This window comes from Streptomyces sp. NPDC043861 (assembly GCF_056435905.1).
Genome location: NZ_JBWKDP010000004.1, coordinates 83,743 through 105,505 on the forward strand (window position 1 = coordinate 83,743; position 21,763 = coordinate 105,505).

Below are 21,763 nucleotides of genomic sequence, written 5' to 3' on the forward strand. Positions count from 1 at the left end.
CCGGTGAGCCTCAGTGCTCCGCGCCCTCGGCGGGCTGGGTCCCCTCAGCGCCTTCGGTGCCTTCGGTGCCTTCGGCACCCTCAGCGCCCTCGGCGGACTCGGACGGCGTCGTGCCGCCCGCGTGCTCGCCTTCGTCCTCGCTGCCGTGCTGGCCCTCCGCCGGGGCGGACGGGCTGCCCGACGGCGACGACGCCGGGGCCGACGGCTCGGCCGGCTGCGGCGCCCCGGTCGGGCCGTAGTCCTTGTAGTAGCCGGTTGCCGGAACGACGAAGGCGTCGAGCGCGACGTCGCCGGTCTCGCTGAAGCGGAAGACGACGCGCTGGACGTCGCCGCTCTTCACCGCCTCGCTGCCGTTCTCGACGACTGCGGACGCGTTGCCCTTGCCGCCGAGAAGCACCGAGCCGCCGGCCGGCACGGTCAGCGGGCCGCCCCCCGTGGCCGGGGAGAGCTTCACCGTCGCGCTGGTGCCCGGCAGCGCGATGGAGTCGAGCGTCTGCTGCTCGGTGCCGTTGTTGAACACCGTTCCCGTGACGACCGCCGGGCCCTTGGCACCCTCTCCGGGCTGGGCGATCACCGTCGCGTTCTGGATCTTGATGTCGCCGACCGAGGTGGCAGCGTTGTCCGGCTTGACCTCGAGCGTCTGCGCGTCCATGCCTGCGCCGCAGGCCGAGAGCGAAGCGATCGAGATCACGAGGGCAGTGGCGGCGATGGCGCCGCGTCGAAGGCTGCGGCTCACGGCGGCGGCAACTCCTTGGACGTACGGACGGGCTGAAGGTCTTGCAGGTCTTGCGGCCCCGCAGGCCTACGGGCCTTGCAGGGCTTACGGCTGGCTTAGGTTACCGAGCCATGGTCGGCGTCCCGCACCCGACCCGCCCCTGTCCCGGCCGCACTCCACGCCGCGCGCGTTTCCGGTCCTCCTGCGGCCCTCCCGCGTGCCGCTGCCGCCCGGTCCCGGGCACCGCCTCCCGAGGCTCCTCGCATCGGGATTCGGCCCCTCTGTTCACATAACCCGGATGATCAATTCCAGGGCCATCACACATTCCTTACGGAAAACCGTCGAGGATGCCCTTGTTGATCAATTCGGGATTCCTTCTCGCGGCACCTCCGTACGGGTGACCGAGCCTCGAACGGAGTACGGGAAGTAGACTGCTGAGAACCAGGCAAATCGGGACGTTCGTCCGCTTGGGCGGGGGTTGTGGTGTGTGTAACGTGCGCGTATCTGCGTGCCCGTGCAGCCGCTCCGACCTGCGAATACCCCCTTCCGGAAGTCGTCCGCAGCACGTCCGGGTTGGTGTTGTCAAGCCCCGAGATATGCCCTGACCTGCGAAAACGCCATTCAGAAGAAGCCGTTCTCGTGTTACCCTGGATAGCCACGGAAGGGGTACCTGTCACATGACGTTCAAGGTTGGCGACACCGTGGTCTATCCCCATCACGGGGCCGCGCTGATCGAGGCCATCGAAACTCGCCAGATCAAAGGCGTGGACAAGACCTACTTGGTGCTCAAGGTCGCCCAGGGCGACTTGACGGTTCGTGTGCCGGCGGACAATGCGGATCTTGTTGGCGTGCGCGATGTGGTCGGTCAGGATGGGCTGGACCGGGTCTTCGACGTACTGCGTGCGCCGTATGCGGAGGAGCCCACGAACTGGTCCCGTCGCTACAAAGCAAATCTCGAGAAGCTCGCCTCCGGCGATGTCATCAAGGTCGCCGAGGTAGTGCGTGACCTGTGGCGTCGTGAGCGCGAGCGCGGTCTCTCCGCAGGTGAGAAGCGCATGCTTGCCAAGGCGCGCCAGATCCTGGTGAGCGAACTGGCCCTCGCGGAGAACACGAACGAGGACAAGGCCGAGGCTCTCCTCGACGAGGTCCTCGCGTCCTGACACCAAGGCGTCGGCGCTCTCCGCGCCAAGCGTCCACGGTGCAGAACTGAATGCCGCGGTGCCCGCTGACCAGCTGAAGAGTTGCGTCGCCGGGCACTGCGGCATGTTCGCAAGCTCAATACCCGACGTTCAATCCCCCGACGTTCCCCGTCTCCCCCCGACCTCCCTGGCCGTCCCCGCCGAACTCTGGCGTGCCGGGCCCGGGCAGCTGGCGCAGCCGGCTCAACCAGTCGTCACGGAAAGGGTCCGGTCAAGGCGTCGCGCCCGGCACGCTGTGGCCATACCCATATCGGCCGCGGACACAAACCTGGTGACGGCCGATTCGGTCCTGGTCATGCCAATTCGGGGGCGTCATCGACCTCCGGAGTGGAACCGATGTCAGACCAATCGCGCACCGGCCGCACCGCCGTGGTGATCCCCGCGGCAGGCCGAGGCGTTCGGCTCGGCCCGGGTGCGCCCAAGGCGCTCCGCGCTCTCAACGGCACCCCCATGCTGATCCACGCCGTCCGGGCCATGGCGGCATCGCGGGCCGTCTCGCTCGTCGTCGTGGTCGCCCCACCGGACGGTGCCCCCGAGGTCAAGAACCTGCTCGACGAACACGCCCTGCCCGAGCGCACCGACTACCTGGTCGTCCCCGGCGGCGACACACGCCAGGAGTCAGTGCGCCTCGGTCTCGAAGCACTCCCCGAGACGATCGGCACGGTGCTCGTGCACGACGCGGCCCGCCCGCTCGTCCCGGTCGACACCGTCGACGCGGTCATCGAGGCCGTACGGGACGGGGCTCCGGCCGTGGTCCCGGCCCTGCCGCTCGCCGACACCGTCAAGCAGGTCGAGCCACGTGCGAAGGGCGAGCCGGAGCCGGTCGTCGCCACCCCCGAGCGGGCCAGGCTGCGCGCCGTGCAGACCCCGCAGGGTTTCGACCGCGACACGCTCGTACGCGCCCACGAGACGGTCGCCGTGAGCGGTGACGGCGCCACCGACGACGCCGGGATGGTCGAGCAGCTCGGCGCGCCCGTCGTGGTCGTGCCCGGCCACGAAGAGGCGTTCAAGGTGACCCGCCCGCTGGACCTCGTGCTCGCCGAGGCCGTACTCGCCCGCAGGAGGGCCAACGATGGCTTCTGACACCCCCGCCGTCCCCGCCATGCCTCTCGTCGGCATCGGCACCGACGTCCATGCCTTCGAGCAGGGTCGCGAACTGTGGTGCGCGGGTCTGCTGTGGCCCGACGAGGAGTACGGCCTGGCCGGCCACTCCGACGGCGACGTCGCCGCCCACGCCGCCTGCGACGCCCTCTTCTCGGCCGCGGGTGTCGGCGACCTCGGCGCCCACTTCGGCACCGGCCGCCCCGAGTGGTCCGGTGCCTCCGGGGTCACGCTGCTTGCCGAGGCCGCCCGGATCGTCCGCGCCGAGGGCTTCGACATCGGCAACATCGCCGTCCAGGTCATCGGCGTACGGCCGAAGATCGGCAAGCGGCGCGAGGAGGCCGGCAAGGCGCTGAGCGCGGCGGCGGGAGCACCGGTCTCCGTGTCCGGCACGACCACGGACGGTCTCGGGCTGACCGGCAGGGCCGAAGGGCTGGCAGCGATCGCCACAGCGCTCGTCTTCCGCGCGTCCTGACCGGGATCGGGAGCCTGCGTGGGGTAGACGCGGTGGTGACCCAACGGATTCCTGCGCAACACGTGCACCGAGTTCAGGAGGACCGCACCGTGACCGCCCCACTCAGCGACAAGCTCAAGGAACTGCTCGACAGTCCCGTGTTCGTGAACCTCGCCACCATCCAGCCCGACGGAAGCCCCCAGGTGTCTCCCGTCTGGGCCAAGCGTGACGGCGACGACGTGCTGATCTCGACGACCGTCGGGCGGCGCAAGGAGAAGAACCTCCGTCGCGACTCGCGGGCGACCGTGCTCGTCCAGCCCTTCGACGAGCCCTACACCTACGCTGAGATTCGCGGGAGTGCCAGCCTCACCAGCGAGGGCGGCCAGGAGCTGATCGACGAGCTGTCCCTGAAGTACACCGGCAAGAGGTACGCCGACTTCAACCCGGAGGCCCACAAGGACGCGCCGCGCGTGGTCGTGCGGATCACCCCGCGGAAGGTCGTCGGCGCACTCGCCTGAACGGTTTTCGGGTTCACGTGGTCACAATCCAGTCCCCGCGCCCTCAAGGGGGCGCGGGGCACTGCCGCAGGCCCACTACTCTTGAGTGGTGACTATTCGGCTGTACGACACCAGCGCCCGGCAGATCCGTGATTTCGTCCCGCTCACGCCGGGTTGTGTCTCGATCTACCTGTGTGGCGCGACCGTGCAGTCCGCCCCGCACATCGGGCACATCAGGTCCGGACTCAACTTCGACATCATGCGCCGCTGGTTCGAGCACCGCGGCTACGACGTCACGTTCATCCGCAATGTGACGGACATCGACGACAAGATCATCGCCAAGGCGGAGCTCCAGAAGCGTCCCTGGTGGGCGATCGGGTACGAGAACGAGCGCGCGTTCAGCGCGGGTTACCAGGCGCTCGGCTGCCTGCCGCCCACCTACGAGCCGCGCGCCACGGGCCACATCACCGAGATGGTCGAGATGATGCGCGGCCTCATCGAGCGCGGCCACGCCTACGAGGCCGACGGCAACGTCTACTTCGACGTGCGCTCCCTGCCCGGCTACCTGGAGCTGTCCAACCAGGACATCGACGATCTGCGCCAGCCGTCCGGTGAGGGCGAGACCGGCAAGCGCGACCCGCGGGACTTCGCCATGTGGAAGGCGGCGAAGCCCGGCGAGCCGTCCTGGGAGACGCCCTGGGGGCGGGGGCGTCCGGGCTGGCACCTGGAGTGCTCGGCCATGGCGCACAAGTACCTGGGCTCCGCCTTCGACATCCACGGCGGCGGCATCGACCTGATCTTCCCGCACCACGAGAACGAGATCGCCCAGGCCAAGGGCTTCGGCGACGCCTTCGCCTCGTACTGGGTGCACAACGCCTGGGTGACGCTGAGCGGCGAGAAGATGTCGAAGTCGCTGGGCAACTCGGTGCTCGTGTCCGAGATGGTCAAGCAGTGGCGTCCCATCGTGCTCCGCTACTACCTGGGCACCCCGCACTACCGCTCGATGATCGAGTACAGCGAGGAGGCCCTGCGCGAGGCCGAGTCGGCGTTCGCGCGCATCGAGGGCTTCGTGCAGCGGGTCACCGAGAAGGCGGGGAACACGGTTCCTCCCGCCGCCGAGGTGCCGGCGGCCTTCGCCGAGGCGATGGACGACGACCTCGGGGTGCCGCAGGCGCTCGCGATCGTCCACACCACGGTCCGCCAGGGGAACTCGGCACTCGCCGCCGACGACAAGGAAGCCGCCGTCGAGCGTCTCGCCGAGGTGCGGGCCATGCTCGGTGTGCTGGGCCTGGACCCGCTGGACCCGCACTGGGCGGGCGAGGCCGACCGTGGCGAGGACCTCCACGGGGTCGTCGACACGCTCGTACGGCTCGTGCTTCAGCAGCGCGAGTCGGCCCGGGCCCGCAAGGACTGGGGCACGGCCGACGCCATCCGGGATCAGCTCAACCAGTCCGGACTCGTCATCGAGGACGGCCCGGACGGTCCACGCTGGACGCTCGGACAGCGCTGACCAGTGACAATGTGCCGCCCGGCCCCCCGGGCGGCACACTTTCTTACGTACGTACGCATCCGGGACCCGCGAAGATCCGTTTGGGGCCCACGAAGATTCAGGGAAACAGGTAGTCATGGCCGGGAACAGCCAGCGCAGGAACCGCCGCACGTCCAACAAGAAGGGCGCGACGGTCGGCAGCGGTGGCAAGCGGCGCCGCAGCCTCGAGGGCAAGGGCCCGACCCCGCCCGCGTCCGCACGCAAGGGCCATGTGAAGAACCGGATCGCCAATGCCAAGACCAAGCAGGCACAGCGTCGCCCGGTCGCGCGGCGCGGCGGCAAGGGCTCGTCCGAGATGGTCGTCGGCCGCAACCCCGTCTTCGAGGCGCTGCGCGACGGTGTGCCGGCGACGACGCTGTACGTCCAGCAGTTCATCGACAACGACGAGCGGGTGCGAGAGGCACTCCAGCTCGCCGGGCAGCGCGGCAACATCAATCTGATGGAGGCGCCCCGCGCCGAGCTGGACCGCATGACGAACGGGCTGAACCACCAGGGCCTCGTTCTTCAGGTGCCGCCGTACGAGTACGCCCACCCCGAGGACCTCGCGGCGGCCGCGTTCGACGACGGCGAGGACCCGCTCATCGTCGCCCTCGACGGTGTCACCGACCCGCGCAACCTCGGTGCGGTCGTCCGCTCGGTGGCGGCCTTCGGCGGCCACGGTGTGGTCGTGCCCGAGCGGCGCGCCGCCGGTATGACCGCCGGCGCCTGGAAGACCTCCGCGGGTACGGCCGCCCGCACCCCGGTGGCCCGCGCCACCAACCTGACCCGCGCCCTCGAGGCGTACCAGAAGGCCGGCATCACGGTCGTCGGCCTCGCGGCGGACGGTGAGGTCGAGGTCGGCGAGCTCGACGCCCTGGACGGACCGGTCGTCATCGTCGTCGGCAGCGAGGGCAAGGGCCTCTCCCGCCTTGTCGGCGAAACCTGCGACTTCCGGGTGCGCATCCCGATGCCGGGCGGTGCGGAGTCCCTGAACGCCGGTGTCGCGGCGGGCGTGGTGCTGTACGAGGCGGCGCGGCGCAGGGGCTGACCGGGTCAAGGGGCCTCGGGGCCGGACCGGCTGCCGGGGCCGGGCCGGAGCGGTTGCCCGAGCCGGAGAGGGAGTGTGCCGCCGGGGCCTGGGCCGCAGCGGTTGCCCCGGCCGGGGCGTCAACTCCCTTGGTTCCAGGGGCTACTGATGTCGCATGATCGAACGTCGGTTCCCGTGTGGTGCGGCGTGGGCCGACCTTGACGGGTCTCGGACATTTCGCCGCCGTCAAGGCAGTGTCCTAAACACAAGTCACTCGGTTAGATGAGTGTGGACACCAGAACTCCCCGGACCGGCTTCGACGAGCAGCCCTCCCTGGGCATGGTCAAGGTGAACTGCGATCCCGCGCAGGTCATCGTGAACCACGCCAGTTTCCGGGTGAAGCTCGGCCCGAGCCAGACCCCGCGCCCCGCGCGAGGCATGGCGGACGCCGCCGTCAGGATCCCCGCCGGCCGCGGCGCGGGTGCGGCGGCGCGCCGTCGTGCGCCCGTTGTGTGGAGCGGGAGGTCGGCTCCGGGTGATCCCGGGGCGACCGGCCTGCTCCAGGCGGTGCGCAGCTCGGGAGCGCTCACGCACGCCGGCACGCAGCCCGGGGACGGATTCGACGGTCACGGCTTCGACCGGTCGGGCTTCGAGCCTTCCGGGTTCGACGGGGCGGGTTACGAACGTTCCGGGTTCGACGGGGCGGGTTATGAACGTTCCGGGTACGACGCGACGGGTTACGAACGTCCCGGGTACGACGGGACAGGTTACGAACGTCCCGGGTACGGGGGGACCGGCCTCGAGGGGCCGGGTTTCGAGCGGGCCGGGTTCGAACGTCCCGCCTTCGAGGGCGGCGCCACGCAGGTCATCCCCCGCGTCGACGTGGCTGCCGGCTCCGACACCGTGCCCACACCCGTGGCGGGACGTCCCGGGGGCCCGCTGCTGCCACCCATGCGACAGGCGGAGGGTGCGTACGACGCGTACGAGCCGTACGGCCAGGAGGCCGACGAGGAGCCCGACTTCGGGTACCGGCCCCCCGAGCGCACTCCTGCGGCAGAGACGGGCGTACGGCACGCCTACTACCCCGGGCGCCGGATGAACCTCGGCGTCGTCCTGCTCCCGCTCCGTGTCTTCCTCGGACTCATCTCGGTCTACGCGGGGATGGGCAAGCTCTGCGACCCCGTCTACTTCGACGGCGGCGAGCGCGGCTCCATGGTCAAGTGGCTGAACTCGCTCGACCCCTGGACGGTGGCGGGCCCGCTGCGCGACTTCGCGGTCTCCCACCCGGTCGGTGCCGGTCTCACCGTCGCGTTCCTGCAGGTCGTCGTAGGCGTACTCACGATCCTCGGTCTTTGGCAGCGGGTCGCGGCCGTCGTCGGCACCCTGCTCTCGGCCGCACTGATCATGACCGTGAGCTGGCGCACCGTCCCGGTCTACGACGCGCCGGACATCATCAATCTCGCCGCCTGGTCGCCCCTGATCATCGCCGGCGCCCCCGTGTACTCGGTGGACGGGCGCCTGGCGGGCGAGGCATGGCGCAAGCTCGGACCGCGCTCGGAACTGTGGGAGCTGCGACGTCGCGTGCTGCGGCGCGGCGGGATGCTTGCCGCGGTGGTCGTCGGGCTGACCCTGTTGGTCGGCTCCGTCCTCGGCGGAGCGGTGCGCTCCACTGAGCTGGTGACCGTTCCCGGCCCGAATGTCGACCCCACCAACCACCTCCCCGGCTCCCCGCTGCCCCAGGAGTCGGGTGAGCGCACCCCGACCCGTGAGGCGAGGCAGCGGACCGAGCCTGCCAGGACCGGGACGAGCACCCCCACGGCGGAGGAGGCCGAGCCGTCCGAGTCGGCCCGCGAGACCGGCAGTGTCGGACAGGCCGGCAGTCCCAGCCAGTCCCAGGGCACGGGCAGCCAGGAGCCGCCGGTCCACTCGCAGCCGGCCCAGCAGGCCCCGTCCAGCAGCTCCGGCCCCGGCACGACCGACGGCGGTGCCACCGGCGGCACCGGATCCGGCGGTGGCAGCACGGGCGGTGGGTCCGACAACGGAGGGTCCGGCGGGAATGGAGGCGGCTCCGGCGGAGGCAACCGCAACCCGATCGGCGGCCTGCTCGGCTGACGCTCCCACCGCAGGCCCGCACCGGGACCAGGACGGCCCGAGGGGCGGTCACCCATGTCGATACGACTGTGGTGACCGCCCCTCGGGCGTGCCGGAGCCTGTCGCTGTCCGCGGTCCGTGAACCCGCTGCCGACAAGGCACGCCCGCTGGGTGGTGCCCCTGGCAGGGGAGGTGCCCGCTGCGGATCCCGCCGGGGACGGGGGTTCGCCCGACGGGGTCGTCAGGAAGCCCCCTACAAGGCTCGTCAGGGAGCCTGGGCCGAGAGCTCCTTCGCGGCCTCCGTCAGGTCCTTCGCCGTGTCGATGGCACGCCAGTAGGCCCCGTGAGGCAGCGGGAACCCTGCCAGCGCGCGCTCACGGGCCAGCCGCGGGAACGTCGTGCGCTCGTGGTCGCCCCGGTCCGGCAGCAGACTCGTGAACTCCGCGGAGAAGACGTACACGCCCGCGTTGATGAGATACGGCGACGGCGGGGACTCGATGAAGTCCAGAACGTGCCCGAACTCGTCGGTCTCCACGGCCCCCCAGGGGATACGGGGGCGGGCGAGGGCGAGCGTGGCGGTGGCATCCCGTTCCGCGTGGAACTCGGCCATCTCACGCAGCGAGAAACGGGTCCAGATGTCGCCATTGGTGGCGTACCAGGGCTCGTCCGGGTTCGGGAGGCTCCTGGCCGCGTACTTGAGGCCGCCGCCTCGGCCCAGGGGGACCGGTTCCACGACGGTCTTCACCCGCAGCGGCAGTACGGCGTTCGCCAGCCACTCCTGCAGGACCTCGGCGAGGTGTCCGCAGGAGACAACGGCGTCAGTGACGCCCTCGGCGGCCAGCCAGGCAAGCTGATGGCCGATGATCGGGGTCCCCGTTCCGGGGATCTCGACCATCGGCTTGGGGCGGTCGTCGGTGTACGGGCGCAGTCGCGAGCCCTGGCCACCTGCCAGGACCACGGCCTGCGTCGGATACGTATGCATAGGGGCACGATAAGCGGTTCCCCTCGGGCAGCTCCCGGGAGCCGCCCCGCGCCGTCAGCGGCCCTGTGTCTGCTGGTAGACGCCCGAGGCGAACGAGGTGTCGCAGACGGGACGGGAGAACGACTGCGCGCGCGTCGGCCCGTAGTGCTCCACCGCGGCACGGCCGAGAGCCTTCGCGATCGTCATGCAGTGCCTCGCGAGCGACGGGCGCTGCTCGACCTCGCGCTGGAGGTGGGTGAGGGCGGTGCCCGCGTCCTTCTCCTGCAGCTCCGCGAGGAGCTTGTCGCGCAGAACCTCGTGCGGTGCACGGGACTTGGCACGGACCGATACATTCTCCGAGGACGCGGTGAGCATCCGCGACTCGGTGTTGCGGTCCGCCCACGGGACGCTGGTGACCGCGAGAGTTCCGGAGAGCACCAGGACGACGGGCAGGACGAGGGCGAGGGTGCGGCCGATACGGCGGGCTGTGTGGGTCACGCAGGCGAGCGTAGCGGGCAGTAGTGATTTGGCGACATTTAGTCACTCGCGCGAGGGATGGTTCGAGAGGTTTTTTCGAATCAGGTGTTGACGCCGAGGTGCGAATTGCCCGATCTGCCGGGGTATTTGTCGACATACATGAACGGCCCCCTCGCCGAAGCGAGGGGGCCGTTCATGTGTCTCAGTCCTGTCAGTCGCTCAGACGCTCGCCCGTGGACGTCGAGAACACATGCGTCTCACCCGGCCGCGGCACCACATGCAGCTCGGCGCCCTTCGCCGGCACGGAGCGGCCGTTCACCCGGACCACGAGATCCTTCTTTTCGGCGCCGACGTGGGCGGTGCCGTAGACATAGCCGTCCGCGCCGAGCTCCTCGACGACGTTGACGGTCACCGCCAGGCCGGCCGGGGCGTCGGCAGTGTCCTTCGACAGCGACTGCGCCGCGGCCCCGTTCAGCTCGACCACGTCGAAGTGCTCGGGCCGGACTCCGACGGTCACGGTCCTGTCGCCCCTGTTCGCCGCAGCGGACAGCGCCTCGCGCGACACCGGGACGACGCTGTTGCCGAACTTCACGCCGCCGTCGGTGATCGGCACCTCGACCAGGTTCATGGCCGGGGAGCCGATGAAGCCCGCGACGAAGAGGTTCGCCGGACGGTCGTACATGTTGCGCGGCGAGTCGATCTGCTGCAGCAGGCCGTCCTTCAGCACGGCGACACGGTCGCCCATCGTCATCGCCTCGACCTGGTCGTGGGTGACGTACACCGTGGTGATTCCGAGACGGCGCTGCAGCGACGCGATCTGCGTACGCGTGGAGACCCGGAGCTTCGCGTCGAGGTTCGACAGCGGCTCGTCCATGAGGAACACCTGGGGTTCGCGCACAATGGCCCGTCCCATGGCCACGCGCTGCCGCTGACCACCGGACAGCGCCTTCGGCTTGCGGTCCAGGTACTCGGTCAGGTCGAGGATCTTCGCCGCTTCCTCGACCTTCTGCCGGATGGTGGCCTTGTTGACGCCGGCGATCTTGAGCGCGAAGCCCATGTTGTCGGCCACGGACATGTGCGGGTACAGCGCGTAGTTCTGGAACACCATCGCGATGTCCCGGTCCTTCGGCGGGAGGTGCGTGACGTCGCGGTCACCGATGCGGATGGATCCGCCGTTGACGTCCTCGAGCCCCGCGAGCATCCGCAGGGAGGTCGACTTGCCGCAGCCCGAGGGGCCGACCAGAACGAGGAACTCGCCGTCCTCGATCTCGATGTCGAGCCCGTCGACGGCGGGCTTGGTGGAGCCCGGGTAGATCCGGGTTGCCTTGTCGAAAGTGACAGTGGCCATGGGTGATGAGTCCCTTCACCGGCAGGAACGTGCCGGACGATCCGAGTAAAGGAAGGTTGAGGTCTAGTCCACCGGAGTGAACTCCAGGTGACGCTACCCCGCGAGCTCCGTTCTGTCAGTAGGCCGGGGCGATGAGAGGCGTCACCTTCCCCGGCGCCTCACCGGGGTCATGAATCTCCTGGTCGGGTGAATTGGCCGCTGTGTAAAGTGGGGGAGCCCGCGCGCGGCCTTGTGGCGCGCGAGGCCTCCTTAGCTCAGCTGGCCAGAGCAACGCACTTGTAATGCGTAGGTCGTCGGTTCGAATCCGACAGGGGGCTCCGGCCAAGCCCCAGCTCAGACACTGTCTGAGCTGGGGTTTTTCGTTCATCGGATGCGGCGCCGACGCTTGGCCCGCTCCCCGCGACTGCTCGCGGTCTCAGTCCTGGTCTCAGTTGCGGGCTCGGGAGCCGGTAAGAAGGCGCCACCCATGCGCCGCATCGCCTCCTTGGAAAGAGTCGATCGCCGGCGTCTGCTGGTCCCCCACCGGAACGTGTGTTCTGCGGCACGGACCTACTCACGGTGTCAGTTGCCGGCATGTACGGGGCGGGCAAGGGCCCCGATCAGCACCCCAGCGAAGTGGTCACCAGGGAAGACCTCAACAACTTCGAGCACCTGCGCAAGCTGGTGAGCGGCATGAAGCTCGACGCGCAGTACGAGGTGATCCCGCCAACCGGATCGTGGCGCAGGTGCTGAAAGGGGATGACAGTCTTCGGTTTGAGAAGGACACTGCGTGGCACCTGGTGGACCAGGTGGCCGGGAAGAAGTACCAGTCACCCTTCGATGGCGACGGGTCGGCCGGCGACATCGGCTACCTGGGGCGGCTTCCCCGCCTGGACGGCAAGGGGACGTTCCTCCATATCGCTGGCATCCACGCCATTGGCGCGAGTGGAGTCGTTCACTTCCTGGAGAAAAACCTGGCAGAGCTCTACCGAGAGGTCCGCACGCGGCGCTTCTCCACCCTGATTTCGTGCCGTTACGACCCGAAGACGCTCGAGGTGCTGGAGAGTCGACGCGTCACCCCGCTGTACCGACACGAAGGCTGAGCAAGCTAAGGCTTGTCCCGCTAATGGCGGTTGGGGCGCGCATCAAGTGCTGAGCCCGGGAGTTCCAGTGGCCGCGGGTGCGCGGCGAGCGCATTTGCGTGACCGTTCGAGGGGGGACCACATGACGCAGCAAGGGATCATCGCGATAGGGCGCATGGATGGATCGGCGGCAGTGCAGGCCGCCGACGCGTTGAAGCTGATCTACGCCGAAGCGTTCGCGGAGCCTCCGTACAACGAGACCGAGGACGACGTCGCCGCTGCCTTCCGCCGCTTCCCCATACAGGCTCGCAACCGCACCTTTCGCGCTGTCTTGGCCCGTACCTCGGAGGGCGAGCCGATCGGCATGGCGTACGGCTACCCGCTCGGGCCCGACACGGTGTGGTGGGACGAACTGACCGAGCCCGTGCCCGACGAAATGCGGCGCGAAGACGGGCACCGCACCTTCGGGCTCATGGAACTCGCCGTGCGCGGACCTTGGCGCGGACAGGGTGTTGCGCGGCGTCTGCACAAGACGCTGCTCGACGGCCTCGGAGTCGAGCGGGTGCTGTTGAACGTCCACCCGGCGAGCAAGGCGGCGTCGGCCGCTTACCTGGCGTGGGGATACCGCAAGATCGGCGAGGCGCGGCCATGGGGCGAGGGCGCGGACCTCCATGACGTGATGCTGCTCGATCTGCGCTGAAAGCAGTCTGTGAACTCGTCAGCCCCACTCTGGTGGACGGTCTCATGAGCTGACGCCGCACTAAGTGAGTGTCCCTGCGCGAGTCGCTTCGGGACGAAGAGGGCGTGCACCCGCACGCGCGCGGACCGTTGTCGAGCTGCAGTTTCTGGCTGTCTGGAAGACCCTGAACTCATGGCCGCACCGATCGTCGTACACGTGGCGTCGCCCTCGGGCGGTCGCCGGGTCACCGTGCGCGGGGAGATCCTCGGCCTGGCGCACGACGACCGAGACGTGATCGAGTTCCTGCGGCGTGCGGGCCTTCCGGATGCGTGGGACCTTCTCGATGATCCGAACTGGGTCGAGTGGCGGGGCGGGCACGCGCATCAGTGGGACGCGGCCTGACCCGGGAAGGGCGAGTGTCGCACCGTCCAGAGGCCGCTGAGCCGGGTCTCAGTTCTGGTCTCGAACGGCGCTCGCTCCAGAGCCGTTCGCTGTTGTCCGCCATCGTCCGGTACCTGCGATGACCTGCGGCGCAATCCACTCCGCGAACGCCGCCGGACGTCCGTGGACCATGATCGGACAACTTGTCATGCATAGGTCGTCGGTTCGAATCCGACAGGGGCTCCGGCGTACCCCCACCTCGGTCCTCGCCGCGGTGGGGTTTCTTGTGCGTGCACACGGCGCCTGCGCACTTCCGTGCCCGACCGCCCGGCCTCGCTTCGTGTCCCGTTCCGCCGGAACCGTTGGCGGGCGGGGCAGGGGTCTTTTCAGTGGCGGCCCGAGATCCGGTCCGCGAGTGCCGCGATGCGGTCCGTGCGGGCGGTGTGGGCGGTGAGTTCGCGGCGGTCGGCAGCGCGGTAGGCCGCGTAGAGCGCCTGGACGCCGAGCCAGCGGAGGGGTTCGGGCTCCCACTTGCGGACCTTGTGATTGACCCAGGGGAGAGTGGTGAGGTCCGTGGGGCCGGACTGGCCGGAGTCCTGCTGGATGAGGTCGCGGAGGGTGCGGGCGGCCAGGTTGGCGGTGGCGACGCCGGAGCCGACGTAGCCGCCGGCCCAGCCGAGGCCGGTGGAGCGGTCGAGGGTGACGGTGGCGCACCAGTCGCGCGGGACGCCGAGGACGCCGGACCAGGCGTGGTCGATGCGGACACCGGCGAGCCGGGGGAAGAAGCGGGTCATCAGTGAACGCAGCGCCTCGACGGTGGCGGGCTGGGTGCTGCCGTCGTTGTCGGTGCGGGAGCCGTAGCGGTAGGGGACACCGCGGCCCCCGATGGCGATGCGGTCGTCGGCGGTGCGCTGCGCGTACACATAGGCGTGGGCCATGTCGCCGAGTGCTTCCCGGCCTTCCCAGCCGATCGTCTCCCAGACGTCCGTGGGGAGCGGCTCGGTGACGATCATCGACGAGTTCATGGGGAGCCAGGTCCGGCGCTGTTTCGTGAGGCTTGCCGTGAAGCCCTCGGTGCAGCGCAGGACGTACGGGGCGCGAACCGTTCCGTAGGGGGTGACGGCGTGCTTCGGTCTGATCTCCGTGACCGGCGTGGATTCGTGGATGGTCACGCCCAGTGCCTCGACCGCTGCCGCGAGTCCCGTGACCAGTTTGACCGGGTTCAGCCGGGCGCCGTGCGATGTCCAGCTGGAGCCGACGGCTCCGGCGACCCGTATGCGTTCGGCGGTCTCGCGGGCACCGTAGAGCTCGCGGTCCTTCTCGCCGAAGGCGACCTCGACGGAGTGGAAGTCCTTGAGGCGGGTGAGCTGTGCCGGGGTGCGGGCGATCTCGAGGACGCCACCCCGGTGGATGTCGGCGTCGATCTGCTCGTCGCGGGCGACGTCGACGACCTCGGCCACCGTGTCGTTCATCGCCTGCTGCAGGCGTACGGCGGCGTCGTGGCCGTGCAGTCGGGCGTAGCGGTCGCGGCCGGCGATCCCGTTGTAGAGCCAGCCGCCGTTGCGCCCGGAGGCGCCGTAGCCGCAGAACTTGGCTTCGAGGAGCGTGATGTTGAGGAAGGGGACGGCTTTCTTGAGGTAGTAGGCCGTCCACAGACCGGTGTATCCGCCGCCGACGATGCAGACGTCCGCGGACGCGTCGCCGGGCAGGGGTTCCCGGGGGGCGGGGACACCCTCCTGTGCGTACCAGAACGATATGCCGCCGTTGACGGTGCTCATCTTCTTTCCCTGCCCGATGCCCGGTTGTGTGGTCCGTGTGGCGGGGACGTTACTGCTCCGGCCGGGTTTTCGCGACGTACGGGCCGGTGGGGGTCCGCATCCCGGACGTATCTGGCGGGACGGGCCGTGGTGAGGGCAGGCTGCGGACATGATCCGCCATGTCACGCCCGCCGATGTTCCCGTCGTTCTCGAGATGATCCGGGAGCTCGCGGCCTACGAGAAGTCACTGCACGAGGTGCGGACGACCGAGGAGCAGTTGCACGAGGCGCTCTTCGGTGGGCGTCCCGCGGCTTTCGCGCACATCGCGGAGACGGAGGACGGGGAGGCGGCAGGGTTCGCGCTGTGGTTCCTGAACTTCTCGACGTGGCGCGGGGTGCACGGGATCCACCTGGAGGACCTGTACGTGCGGCCGGTCCTCCGCGGTGGCGGGTACGGGAAGGCACTGCTGACGGAGCTGGCGGGGATCTGTGTGGAGCGGGGCTATGAGCGGCTGGAGTGGTCGGTTCTGGACTGGAACACTCCGTCGATCGACTTCTACGAGGCGCTGGGAGCTCGTCCGCAGGACGAGTGGACGGCGTACCGGCTGACGGACGGGGCGCTGGCGGCGCTGGGCGGGGTGGCTTCCGGGTGCGGGCGCGGCGGGGCTGTGTGAGTCTTGCCGCGTGACCGGGGGACGGGGGCGCTGACGAGGGAGATGGTCATGGACCAGCTCGGAGACAAGCCCGAACAGATCCGGAAGCATCTCGAGGAGGAGAAGCGGCACGTGCGGAAGGGGAAGCGGGAGGCCACCCGGCGCGCTTCCGCGCGTGGAGAGCGGGATGCCGAGGCGCGCGGCGGGTCGCGGGAGACGCCCGGGGAGGACGCGTACGACGACGTGTCGGACGAGTCCATGGGTGACTTGGGCGATGTGCTCAGGAACGAGTCGTACCGGGGCGGGTCGGGGCGCGGGTAGCCGTCGGCCGGAGCGCGGCCGCGCACCGCACGGCCCGAGGGTGCGGGCCGTGCGAGCGGCAGTGACCTCGTGACCGGCAGCGGCCCGCGGCGGCCGTAGAACTGCACGGCGGTCGGCGGGGCCGCAGGGGGCTGCACAGCCGTCTGCGGTGGGCGGGGCGCGTACGCCTGCGGAGGGGCAGGCCGGCGCTACGGGACCAGGACCACCTTGCCGGTCGTGCCGCGTGTCTCCAGGGCGCGGTGGGCCGCTGCTGCCGCGGCGAGCGGGAAGCGCTGGACGGCGGGGCGCAGCCGCCCTGCGGCGGCTTCGGCGAGGGCGCGGATCTCCAGGGTGCGTATGTCGCCGCCCGCCTTCTCGAGCATGACCGGTCCGAGGACGCTCGCCGAGGTGATGCCTCGTGCGAGGAGTTCCTCCTGGGTGTAGGTGAGTGCCGAGCCCGCACGGATGCCTTCGCCGGACCAGCCGAAGACGAGGTGCTGTCCTCCCCTGCCGAGGAGGTCGACGGCAGCGCGTGCGGTGTCTCCTCCGACCGAGTCGAAGACGACGGTGGCGCGGCGGTCGCCCAGGTGGGCGCGGACGGGCTCGGGCCAGTCGGGGAGGGTGTAGTCGACGGCGAGGTCGGCACCGTTCCGGGTGACGCGCGCGGTCTTGCCGGGTCCGCCGGCGAGGCCGATGACGGTGGCGCCCGCGTTCTTGGCGTACTGGACGAGGAGGGTGCCGATGCCGCCGGCCGCGGCCGGGACGATCGCGATCGAGTCCGGGCCGAGGTCGGTGAACTGCAGGATGCCCAGGGCGGTGCGGCCGGTGCCGATCATGGCGACGGCCTCGGCCTCGTCGAGGCCGTCGGGGATCTCGTGGAGTCTGGCGGCCTCGGTCACGGTGAGTTCGGCGTAGCCTCCGGGGGCCATGCCGATGTGGGCGACGACGCGCCTGCCGAGCCACGCGGGGTCGGTGCCGGGGCCGAGGCGGTCCACGGTGCCCGCGACCTCGCGGCCGGGGATGGTGGGGAGTTCGACCGGAGTGGGGTACGGGCCGGGCTCGCCTTCGCGCAGGGCGGTGTCGAGGAGGTGCACGCCGGCCGCGGCGACCGCGATACGGACCTGTCCTGGGCCGGGCTCGGGGTCGTCGACGGTCTCGTAGCCGAGGTTCTCGGCGGGTCCGAAGGCGTGGAGGCGGACGGCGTGCATGGGCTCCCCCTACTGCGGGCGGCTGGGCGTTGTCGGGTGACTCGCCCCCACTCTTCAACCTCAAGCAAGGTTGAGGTCAAGCTTCGCCGCCCGGGCGGCGAGCGTCGCCGCCTCGATGCCGCTGTTGAAGGACACCTCGGACAGCAGTCCGGGCGCCGCGACCTGGTCGCCTGCGAGGAAGACGCCGCCGCCGCGGTCGATGCGCGGTCGGTCCCGCCAGGTCGTACCCGGACGGTCCACGGCACCGGTGCGGCCGTTGGCGACGGATGCGCGCCGCCATGTGGTGCGCGCGCGCCAGTCGGGGAAGCCGAGGTCGAGGAGCCGCTCGGCGTGGGCGACGCCGTCGGCCCGGGACTCGTCGGGGGCAAGGGGGAGTTGCCCCTGGACGAGCTGTTCCCCCGTGGGGGCGAGGGTCGGGTCCTGGGCGGTGAACCGCTCGATCCAGCCCGGTGCGTCGAGGTCGGAGATCGCGAACACGTCTCCCCTGTGGGTCCTCAGGGCCAGGTCGACCAGGGCCGTGCGTCCGCTGTCCCAACGCAGGGTGTCGTCGCCGAGCAGGCGGCGGGCGGCGTCGAGGGAGGTGGCGACGATGACGGGGCCCGCGGTCTCGGGCAGCCGGTCGACGCGCGCCCCGGTCTCGATGCGTACGCCCAGGTTCCAGGCGTGCGCGATCATCCGTTCGATCATGGCGCCCCAGCCGCCGCGCACGTAGTGCGCCTCGGGCGGGAGCTTGGCCGCCCGCCGCAGCCTCTCGTGGACGAAGGCGGCGGAGAGCGAGCCGGGGTCGTGGTGGAAGAGCGCCACGGCGGCGTAGTTGGCGGCGGCACGGGCGCCGTCCTCGCCGACCTGCCCGGTGGCCCAGGTGAGGAAGTCGCTGTCCACGGGGGCCTGTTCCGGCTTGCGGCGCAGTAGCCGGAGCATCGCGAGGGGCGGGGTGCGGCGGAGTGCGCCGCCGCGGTGCAGGCGCAGCCGGGCTGCTTCGCGCAGCGGGAGCGGGGCGAGCGGACCGATGAGGTCACGCTGGGCGAGCCAGGTCCAGTGGGGGCCGCCGTTGTAGAGGGCGTGGGGGCCGTCGTTGGTCAGGTAGGCGCCTTCGGCGGTGCGGGCGCGGCCGCCGGGAGTGCGGTGCGACTCGTACAGGGTCACCCGGGCGCCGGATTCGGCCGCGGTGATGGCTGCGGTGAGGCCGGCGAGGCCGGCGCCTATGACGGTGATGCGGGGCTGGGTCGTCATGGGGTACTCCGTACTCCGTTGCTCCGGTTGCTGCGTTCCCCGTCACCGGTTCTGGGCCGCTGAGGGGACCTGTCACGGGGGAGACGGGGCAGGGCGGCGGTTTTGTGACACGGGCGGCGGCCGCGGGCCGGGCAGTGTCCGTGGTGTGCGTCACCATGGGGCCATGGCGCGGAGGACGAGTGGCTCGCAGATGACGTCGGCCCAGCGGCCGGAGGTGCGGCTGCCGCCGCTGAGGCCGTTCGAGGAAGGGCGGCTGCAGCCGGACGGCGACTACGACGGTCTTGAGCTGGCAGGGCTGGACCTGGGCGGCCAGGAGGGGGCGGGGGCGCGGTTTCTGGACTGTGCGCTGCGGGAGTGTGCGCTCGATGGGACGGCGCTGGTCAACGCGCGGTTCATCGACTCGGTGCTGACGGGGGTGCGGGGTGTGGGGACGGATCTCGCGGGGGCGTCGCTGCGGGACGTGGAGGTCGTGGACGCGCGGATGGGCGGGGTGCAGCTGCACGGTGCCGTGCTGGAGAGGGTGGTGGTGCGGGGCGGGAAGATCGACTATCTGAATCTGCGCAAGGCGAGGCTGAAGGACGTCACGTTCGAGGGGTGCGTCCTGTCCGAGCCGGACTTCGGGGCGGCGGAGCTGGTGCGGGTGGAGTTCCGGGGCTGTGCGCTGCGGCGGGCGGACTTCAGCGGTGCGCGGATGCGGGACGTGGATCTGCGGCAGGCGGCGGAGCTGGACATCGCGCGGGGCGTCGAGCGGCTGGCGGGGGCGGTGATCAGCGCAGCACAGCTGATGGATCTGGCACCGGTGTTCGCGGCGCAGATCGGTGTGCAGGTGGAGGACTGAGGTCCGTCACGGGGTGCGCGGGAAGCGGGCCTGCAGATCCCAGACGACGGGATTGTCGGCCAGGCCCTCGTGCATGTCGGCCAGGTCGGCGATCAGATCGTGCAGGAAGTCGCGGGCCTCGCGGCGCAGTTCGGTGTGGCTGAAGGTGAGCGGCGGCTCGTCGCCCGGCATCCAGTCGGCCTCGACGTCCACCCAGCCGAAGCGCCGCTCGAACAGCATGCGGTCGCTGGACTCGGTGAAGTCGAGCTCGGCGTGCTGCGGTTTCGCGGCACGGCTGCCGAGGGGATCGCGGTCGAGCTGCTCGACGATGTCGCACAGTGCCCAGGCGAAGTCCAGGACGGGCACCCATCCCCAGGCTGTGGACACCTCGCGGTCCTCCTTGGTGTCCGCGAGGTAGACGTCACCGCAGAAGAGGTCGTGCCGCAGCGCCTGGACGTCCGCGCGCCGGTAGTCGGTCTGCGGGGGGTCGGGGAAGCGCCGGGAGAGGGAGTAGCCGATGTCGAGCACGGGACGATGGTGTCATGCGCGGATGTCAGGCGTGGTGCCGCTTCCCGTACGCCCGTGCGACGACGGCGAGCAGGGGGCCGGTGGCGAGCAGCGGCGCGTAGCAGAGGTTCAGGACCAGGTGTCCGGTGGGCGACATGTTCGGGTCGGGCTCGACGAAGAAGAAGAGCACCAGCTGGCTCAGGCACACCGAGGTGACGACGGCCGACAGGGTCCAGGCGGTCGTGGCGACGGCCCGCGGGCGGGGCAGGCGTACGTGCTCGCCGACCAGCAGCAGGGGGAGGAGGGCGGCGCCCTCCTGGAGAACGGCGAGGCCGACGACGTAGGCGACGCCCCAGCCGGGGATGCCGTAGACATCACGCAGCACCTGATCGCTGTAGCCGACGGGCAGCCCGGCGGCCATGGCCAGCCGCCAGAGGCCGGAGGGGACCGCGCACAGGGCGAGCGCGTGCGCGGCGCGGCGGGCGTTCGCGTACGAGTGCGTCGCGCGGGGAGCGGGCGTCGCGCGGAGATCCGTCGGTGTCGTCATGGCACATAGCCTCGTCTAGCACATGACGGTGGCGCCTCGTCCCGTACGGCAGTCCTCCTCCGCCGTGCGGCGGAGGAGGTGCGTCCCTGGGGAGGAGCCGCTCAGCGGCGGGCGGCGGCCGTCCTGCGCCGGGCCAGGACCTCCAGGACCCGCTCGCACCAGCGGATGTTCTCCTCCTCGAAGGAGCGGCCGCGCATGAGCGTCAGATAGGGGCCGATCCGCTCGGACTCGTTCAGGAATTCGTCCTCGGTCCGGCCGTTGAGAAGCCGCTCCCGCACGCGCTCGTAGCGGGCGAGTTTGGCGCCGGCCCATTGCAGGCGCTCCTCGACCAGGGCGTACGCGGTGTCAGGGTCGGACCTGTCCACGGCCTGGATCTTGACGAGGAGTTCGTCGCGGATCGTCGTCGGGCGCGGTGGGGCGGCGGCGAAGGTGCACAGTTCCTCCAGGCCCGCCTCGGTGAGGGTGAACATCCGTTTGTTGGGGCGGCGTTCCTGCTGGACCACGCGGGCGGCGATCAGGCCGTCCGTGGCCAGCCGGTCGAGCTCCCGGTACAGCTGCTGGGGCGTCGCCGCCCAGAAGTTCGCCACCGAGATGTCGAAGTGTTTGGCCAGGTCGTAGCCCGACGCCTCGCCTTCCAGGAGGGCCGCGAGCACCGCGTACTTGAGGGACACCTGGACACGCTAACACCAAGGTGATTACTCTGCACCGCACCTATTCAACAAAGTGACTACCAGGAGCCCCCGAGGCTCGGACTCCGCAGGAGGTACAGGCCATGCATCCATTCCGCAAAGCCGTCGAGGCGGGGGACCACGACGCCATCCCCGCGCTCCTCGCCGAGAACGTCGTCTTCACCAGCCCGGCTGTCTTCCGCCCGTACCGCGGCAAGGCCATCACTGCCGCGATCCTGGCCGGCGCCGCACGCGTGTTCGAGGACTTCCGCTATGTGCGGGAGATCACCGGCGCCGACGGCCGCGACCATGCGCTCGTCTTCACCGCGCGCGTCGGCGACCGTGAGATCAACGGCTGCGACTTCCTCCACATCGACGAGAACGGGCTCATCGACGACTTCATGGTCATGGTCCGTCCGCTCTCCGCCGCCCAGGCGCTGTCCGAGGCCATGGGTGCCCAGTTCGAGCAGATCAGACAGCAGGCGGCGAACGCCGAGAACGCCGAGAGCACGAAGAGCACGGAGGTCTGAGCCCCGGGAGCGATCAGGGGCCGCA

At 70.3% G+C, this 21,763-nt stretch carries 25 protein-coding genes and 1 tRNA gene; 16 read left to right on the forward strand and 10 right to left on the reverse strand.

The genetic code is table 11. From position 1 onward, the window contains the following. Positions 1-10 precede the first annotated feature (10 nt). Entirely contained in the window at positions 11-736 is a 726-nt protein-coding gene (locus AC068D_RS11210) for a copper chaperone PCu(A)C domain-containing protein (protein WP_478822712.1), read from the reverse strand. A 656-nt stretch (positions 737-1,392) separates the two neighbouring features. On the opposite strand from AC068D_RS11210, the gene AC068D_RS11215 reads away from it, so the two are divergent. From AC068D_RS11215 to AC068D_RS11245, 7 genes are all read left to right on the forward strand, one after another. Continuing rightward, a complete protein-coding gene (locus tag AC068D_RS11215; RefSeq protein WP_017945956.1) occupies positions 1,393-1,875 on the forward strand; it encodes a CarD family transcriptional regulator in 483 nt (160 codons plus the stop codon). A gap of 375 nt (positions 1,876-2,250) precedes the next feature. Beyond that, on the forward strand, positions 2,251-2,997 hold the full coding sequence (ispD, locus tag AC068D_RS11220) for a 2-C-methyl-D-erythritol 4-phosphate cytidylyltransferase (protein ID WP_478822713.1): 747 nt from the start codon (positions 2,251-2,253) through the stop codon (positions 2,995-2,997). Continuing rightward, on the forward strand, positions 2,987-3,490 hold the full coding sequence (ispF, locus tag AC068D_RS11225) for a 2-C-methyl-D-erythritol 2,4-cyclodiphosphate synthase (RefSeq protein ID WP_478822714.1): 504 nt from the start codon (positions 2,987-2,989) through the stop codon (positions 3,488-3,490). The genes ispD and ispF overlap by 11 nt, the downstream gene beginning before the upstream one ends. Before the next feature lie 89 nt (positions 3,491-3,579). Then, on the forward strand, positions 3,580-3,987 hold the full coding sequence (locus AC068D_RS11230) for a PPOX class F420-dependent oxidoreductase (RefSeq protein WP_478822715.1): 408 nt from the start codon (positions 3,580-3,582) through the stop codon (positions 3,985-3,987). Positions 3,988-4,075: 88 nt separating this feature from the next. Beyond that, positions 4,076-5,476 carry a cysteine--tRNA ligase gene (gene cysS / locus AC068D_RS11235; protein ID WP_478822716.1) on the forward strand — a complete coding sequence of 467 codons (1,401 nt, stop codon included), beginning with the start codon at positions 4,076-4,078 and terminating at the stop codon, positions 5,474-5,476. Positions 5,477-5,591: 115 nt separating this feature from the next. After that, a complete protein-coding gene (gene rlmB / locus AC068D_RS11240; RefSeq protein ID WP_478822717.1) occupies positions 5,592-6,542 on the forward strand; it encodes a 23S rRNA (guanosine(2251)-2'-O)-methyltransferase RlmB in 951 nt (316 codons plus the stop codon). A gap of 261 nt (positions 6,543-6,803) precedes the next feature. Continuing rightward, on the forward strand, positions 6,804-8,633 hold the full coding sequence (locus AC068D_RS11245) for a DoxX family protein (protein WP_478822718.1): 1,830 nt from the start codon (positions 6,804-6,806) through the stop codon (positions 8,631-8,633). Positions 8,634-8,877: 244 nt separating this feature from the next. Here the strand turns inward: AC068D_RS11245 and AC068D_RS11250 are convergent, their stop codons facing one another. From AC068D_RS11250 to AC068D_RS11260, 3 genes are all read right to left on the reverse strand, one after another. Further along, entirely contained in the window at positions 8,878-9,594 is a 717-nt protein-coding gene (locus tag AC068D_RS11250) for a nucleotidyltransferase family protein (protein WP_478822719.1), read from the reverse strand. Between the two features lie 54 nt (positions 9,595-9,648). Continuing rightward, the gene (locus AC068D_RS11255; protein WP_478822720.1) at positions 9,649-10,071 is read right to left on the reverse strand and encodes a hypothetical protein; all 423 of its coding nucleotides are present in this window, start codon (positions 10,069-10,071) and stop codon (positions 9,649-9,651) included. 190 nt (positions 10,072-10,261) lie between these two features. Further along, complete coding sequence (locus tag AC068D_RS11260) at positions 10,262-11,398, reverse strand: ABC transporter ATP-binding protein (RefSeq protein WP_478822721.1); 1,137 nt, start codon at positions 11,396-11,398, stop codon at positions 10,262-10,264. A 243-nt stretch (positions 11,399-11,641) separates the two neighbouring features. Here AC068D_RS11260 and AC068D_RS11265 point away from each other — a divergent pair. The 5 genes from AC068D_RS11265 (at position 11,642) to AC068D_RS11285 (ending at position 13,540) form a co-directional block, all read left to right on the forward strand. Further along, positions 11,642-11,715 (forward strand) — tRNA-Thr (locus AC068D_RS11265). A gap of 241 nt (positions 11,716-11,956) precedes the next feature. Continuing rightward, positions 11,957-12,130 carry a hypothetical protein gene (locus AC068D_RS11270; protein ID WP_478822722.1) on the forward strand — a complete coding sequence of 58 codons (174 nt, stop codon included), beginning with the start codon at positions 11,957-11,959 and terminating at the stop codon, positions 12,128-12,130. Next, positions 12,115-12,480, forward strand: coding sequence for a hypothetical protein (locus AC068D_RS11275; protein ID WP_478822723.1), 366 nt, complete (start codon positions 12,115-12,117; stop codon positions 12,478-12,480). The genes AC068D_RS11270 and AC068D_RS11275 overlap by 16 nt, the downstream gene beginning before the upstream one ends. A 121-nt stretch (positions 12,481-12,601) precedes the next feature. Beyond that, positions 12,602-13,159 (forward strand): GNAT family N-acetyltransferase, encoded by a 558-nt coding sequence (locus AC068D_RS11280; protein ID WP_478822724.1) that lies wholly within the window; start codon positions 12,602-12,604, stop codon positions 13,157-13,159. A 171-nt stretch (positions 13,160-13,330) separates the two neighbouring features. Next, positions 13,331-13,540 (forward strand): hypothetical protein, encoded by a 210-nt coding sequence (locus AC068D_RS11285; RefSeq protein ID WP_478822725.1) that lies wholly within the window; start codon positions 13,331-13,333, stop codon positions 13,538-13,540. 365 nt (positions 13,541-13,905) lie between these two features. Here AC068D_RS11285 and AC068D_RS11290 read toward each other — a convergent pair whose 3' ends face one another. After that, a complete protein-coding gene (locus AC068D_RS11290) occupies positions 13,906-15,297 on the reverse strand; it encodes an NAD(P)/FAD-dependent oxidoreductase (RefSeq protein WP_478822726.1) in 1,392 nt (463 codons plus the stop codon). A 148-nt stretch (positions 15,298-15,445) separates the two neighbouring features. Between AC068D_RS11290 and AC068D_RS11295 the strand changes: the two genes are divergently transcribed. Together AC068D_RS11295 and AC068D_RS11300 are read left to right on the forward strand one after the other, a co-directional pair. Continuing rightward, positions 15,446-15,949 carry an N-acetyltransferase family protein gene (locus AC068D_RS11295; RefSeq protein WP_478822727.1) on the forward strand — a complete coding sequence of 168 codons (504 nt, stop codon included), beginning with the start codon at positions 15,446-15,448 and terminating at the stop codon, positions 15,947-15,949. 48 nt (positions 15,950-15,997) lie between these two features. Further along, a complete protein-coding gene (locus tag AC068D_RS11300; RefSeq protein ID WP_478822728.1) occupies positions 15,998-16,249 on the forward strand; it encodes a hypothetical protein in 252 nt (83 codons plus the stop codon). Between the two features lie 188 nt (positions 16,250-16,437). On the opposite strand, the gene AC068D_RS11305 is transcribed toward AC068D_RS11300, so the two are convergent. Beyond that, complete coding sequence (locus tag AC068D_RS11305; protein WP_478822729.1) at positions 16,438-17,436, reverse strand: zinc-binding dehydrogenase; 999 nt, start codon at positions 17,434-17,436, stop codon at positions 16,438-16,440. 60 nt (positions 17,437-17,496) lie between these two features. Further along, on the reverse strand, positions 17,497-18,669 hold the full coding sequence (locus tag AC068D_RS11310) for an NAD(P)-binding protein (RefSeq protein WP_478822730.1): 1,173 nt from the start codon (positions 18,667-18,669) through the stop codon (positions 17,497-17,499). A gap of 163 nt (positions 18,670-18,832) precedes the next feature. On the opposite strand from AC068D_RS11310, the gene AC068D_RS11315 reads away from it, so the two are divergent. Then, positions 18,833-19,507, forward strand: coding sequence for a pentapeptide repeat-containing protein (locus tag AC068D_RS11315; protein ID WP_478822731.1), 675 nt, complete (start codon positions 18,833-18,835; stop codon positions 19,505-19,507). A gap of 6 nt (positions 19,508-19,513) precedes the next feature. Here AC068D_RS11315 and AC068D_RS11320 read toward each other — a convergent pair whose 3' ends face one another. The 3 genes from AC068D_RS11320 to AC068D_RS11330 form a co-directional block, all read right to left on the reverse strand. Next, positions 19,514-20,014 (reverse strand): hypothetical protein, encoded by a 501-nt coding sequence (locus AC068D_RS11320; RefSeq protein ID WP_478822732.1) that lies wholly within the window; start codon positions 20,012-20,014, stop codon positions 19,514-19,516. Positions 20,015-20,039: 25 nt separating this feature from the next. Continuing rightward, positions 20,040-20,540 carry a hypothetical protein gene (locus tag AC068D_RS11325; protein WP_478822733.1) on the reverse strand — a complete coding sequence of 167 codons (501 nt, stop codon included), beginning with the start codon at positions 20,538-20,540 and terminating at the stop codon, positions 20,040-20,042. A gap of 101 nt (positions 20,541-20,641) precedes the next feature. Next, positions 20,642-21,211: a PadR family transcriptional regulator gene (locus AC068D_RS11330; protein ID WP_478822734.1), complete on the reverse strand. Its 570-nt coding sequence runs from the start codon at positions 21,209-21,211 to the stop codon at positions 20,642-20,644. A gap of 101 nt (positions 21,212-21,312) precedes the next feature. Between AC068D_RS11330 and AC068D_RS11335 the strand changes: the two genes are divergently transcribed. Beyond that, the gene (locus AC068D_RS11335; protein ID WP_478822735.1) at positions 21,313-21,738 is read left to right on the forward strand and encodes a nuclear transport factor 2 family protein; all 426 of its coding nucleotides are present in this window, start codon (positions 21,313-21,315) and stop codon (positions 21,736-21,738) included. Positions 21,739-21,763 lie beyond the last annotated feature (25 nt).

What these genes read in the sequence shown, in the direction of transcription:
- AC068D_RS11305 (WP_478822729.1), bottom strand. Translation starts at nt 17,436, where the DNA reads ATGCACGCCGTCCGCCTCCACGCCTTCGGACCCGCCGAGAACCTCGGC.
- ispF (WP_478822714.1), top strand. Translation starts at nt 2,987, where the DNA reads ATGGCTTCTGACACCCCCGCCGTCCCCGCCATGCCTCTCGTCGGCATC.
- AC068D_RS11215 (WP_017945956.1), top strand. Translation starts at nt 1,393, where the DNA reads ATGACGTTCAAGGTTGGCGACACCGTGGTCTATCCCCATCACGGGGCC.
- AC068D_RS11335 (WP_478822735.1), top strand. Translation starts at nt 21,313, where the DNA reads ATGCATCCATTCCGCAAAGCCGTCGAGGCGGGGGACCACGACGCCATC.
- AC068D_RS11290 (WP_478822726.1), bottom strand. Translation starts at nt 15,297, where the DNA reads ATGAGCACCGTCAACGGCGGCATATCGTTCTGGTACGCACAGGAGGGT.
- AC068D_RS11285 (WP_478822725.1), top strand. Translation starts at nt 13,331, where the DNA reads ATGGCCGCACCGATCGTCGTACACGTGGCGTCGCCCTCGGGCGGTCGC.
- AC068D_RS11315 (WP_478822731.1), top strand. Translation starts at nt 18,833, where the DNA reads ATGGCGCGGAGGACGAGTGGCTCGCAGATGACGTCGGCCCAGCGGCCG.
- AC068D_RS11245 (WP_478822718.1), top strand. Translation starts at nt 6,804, where the DNA reads ATGAGTGTGGACACCAGAACTCCCCGGACCGGCTTCGACGAGCAGCCC.
- AC068D_RS11300 (WP_478822728.1), top strand. Translation starts at nt 15,998, where the DNA reads ATGGACCAGCTCGGAGACAAGCCCGAACAGATCCGGAAGCATCTCGAG.
- AC068D_RS11260 (WP_478822721.1), bottom strand. Translation starts at nt 11,398, where the DNA reads ATGGCCACTGTCACTTTCGACAAGGCAACCCGGATCTACCCGGGCTCC.
- rlmB (WP_478822717.1), top strand. Translation starts at nt 5,592, where the DNA reads ATGGCCGGGAACAGCCAGCGCAGGAACCGCCGCACGTCCAACAAGAAG.
- AC068D_RS11280 (WP_478822724.1), top strand. Translation starts at nt 12,602, where the DNA reads ATGACGCAGCAAGGGATCATCGCGATAGGGCGCATGGATGGATCGGCG.
- AC068D_RS11295 (WP_478822727.1), top strand. Translation starts at nt 15,446, where the DNA reads ATGATCCGCCATGTCACGCCCGCCGATGTTCCCGTCGTTCTCGAGATG.
- ispD (WP_478822713.1), top strand. Translation starts at nt 2,251, where the DNA reads ATGTCAGACCAATCGCGCACCGGCCGCACCGCCGTGGTGATCCCCGCG.
- AC068D_RS11310 (WP_478822730.1), bottom strand. Translation starts at nt 18,669, where the DNA reads ATGACGACCCAGCCCCGCATCACCGTCATAGGCGCCGGCCTCGCCGGC.
- AC068D_RS11325 (WP_478822733.1), bottom strand. Translation starts at nt 20,540, where the DNA reads ATGACGACACCGACGGATCTCCGCGCGACGCCCGCTCCCCGCGCGACG.
- AC068D_RS11250 (WP_478822719.1), bottom strand. Translation starts at nt 9,594, where the DNA reads ATGCATACGTATCCGACGCAGGCCGTGGTCCTGGCAGGTGGCCAGGGC.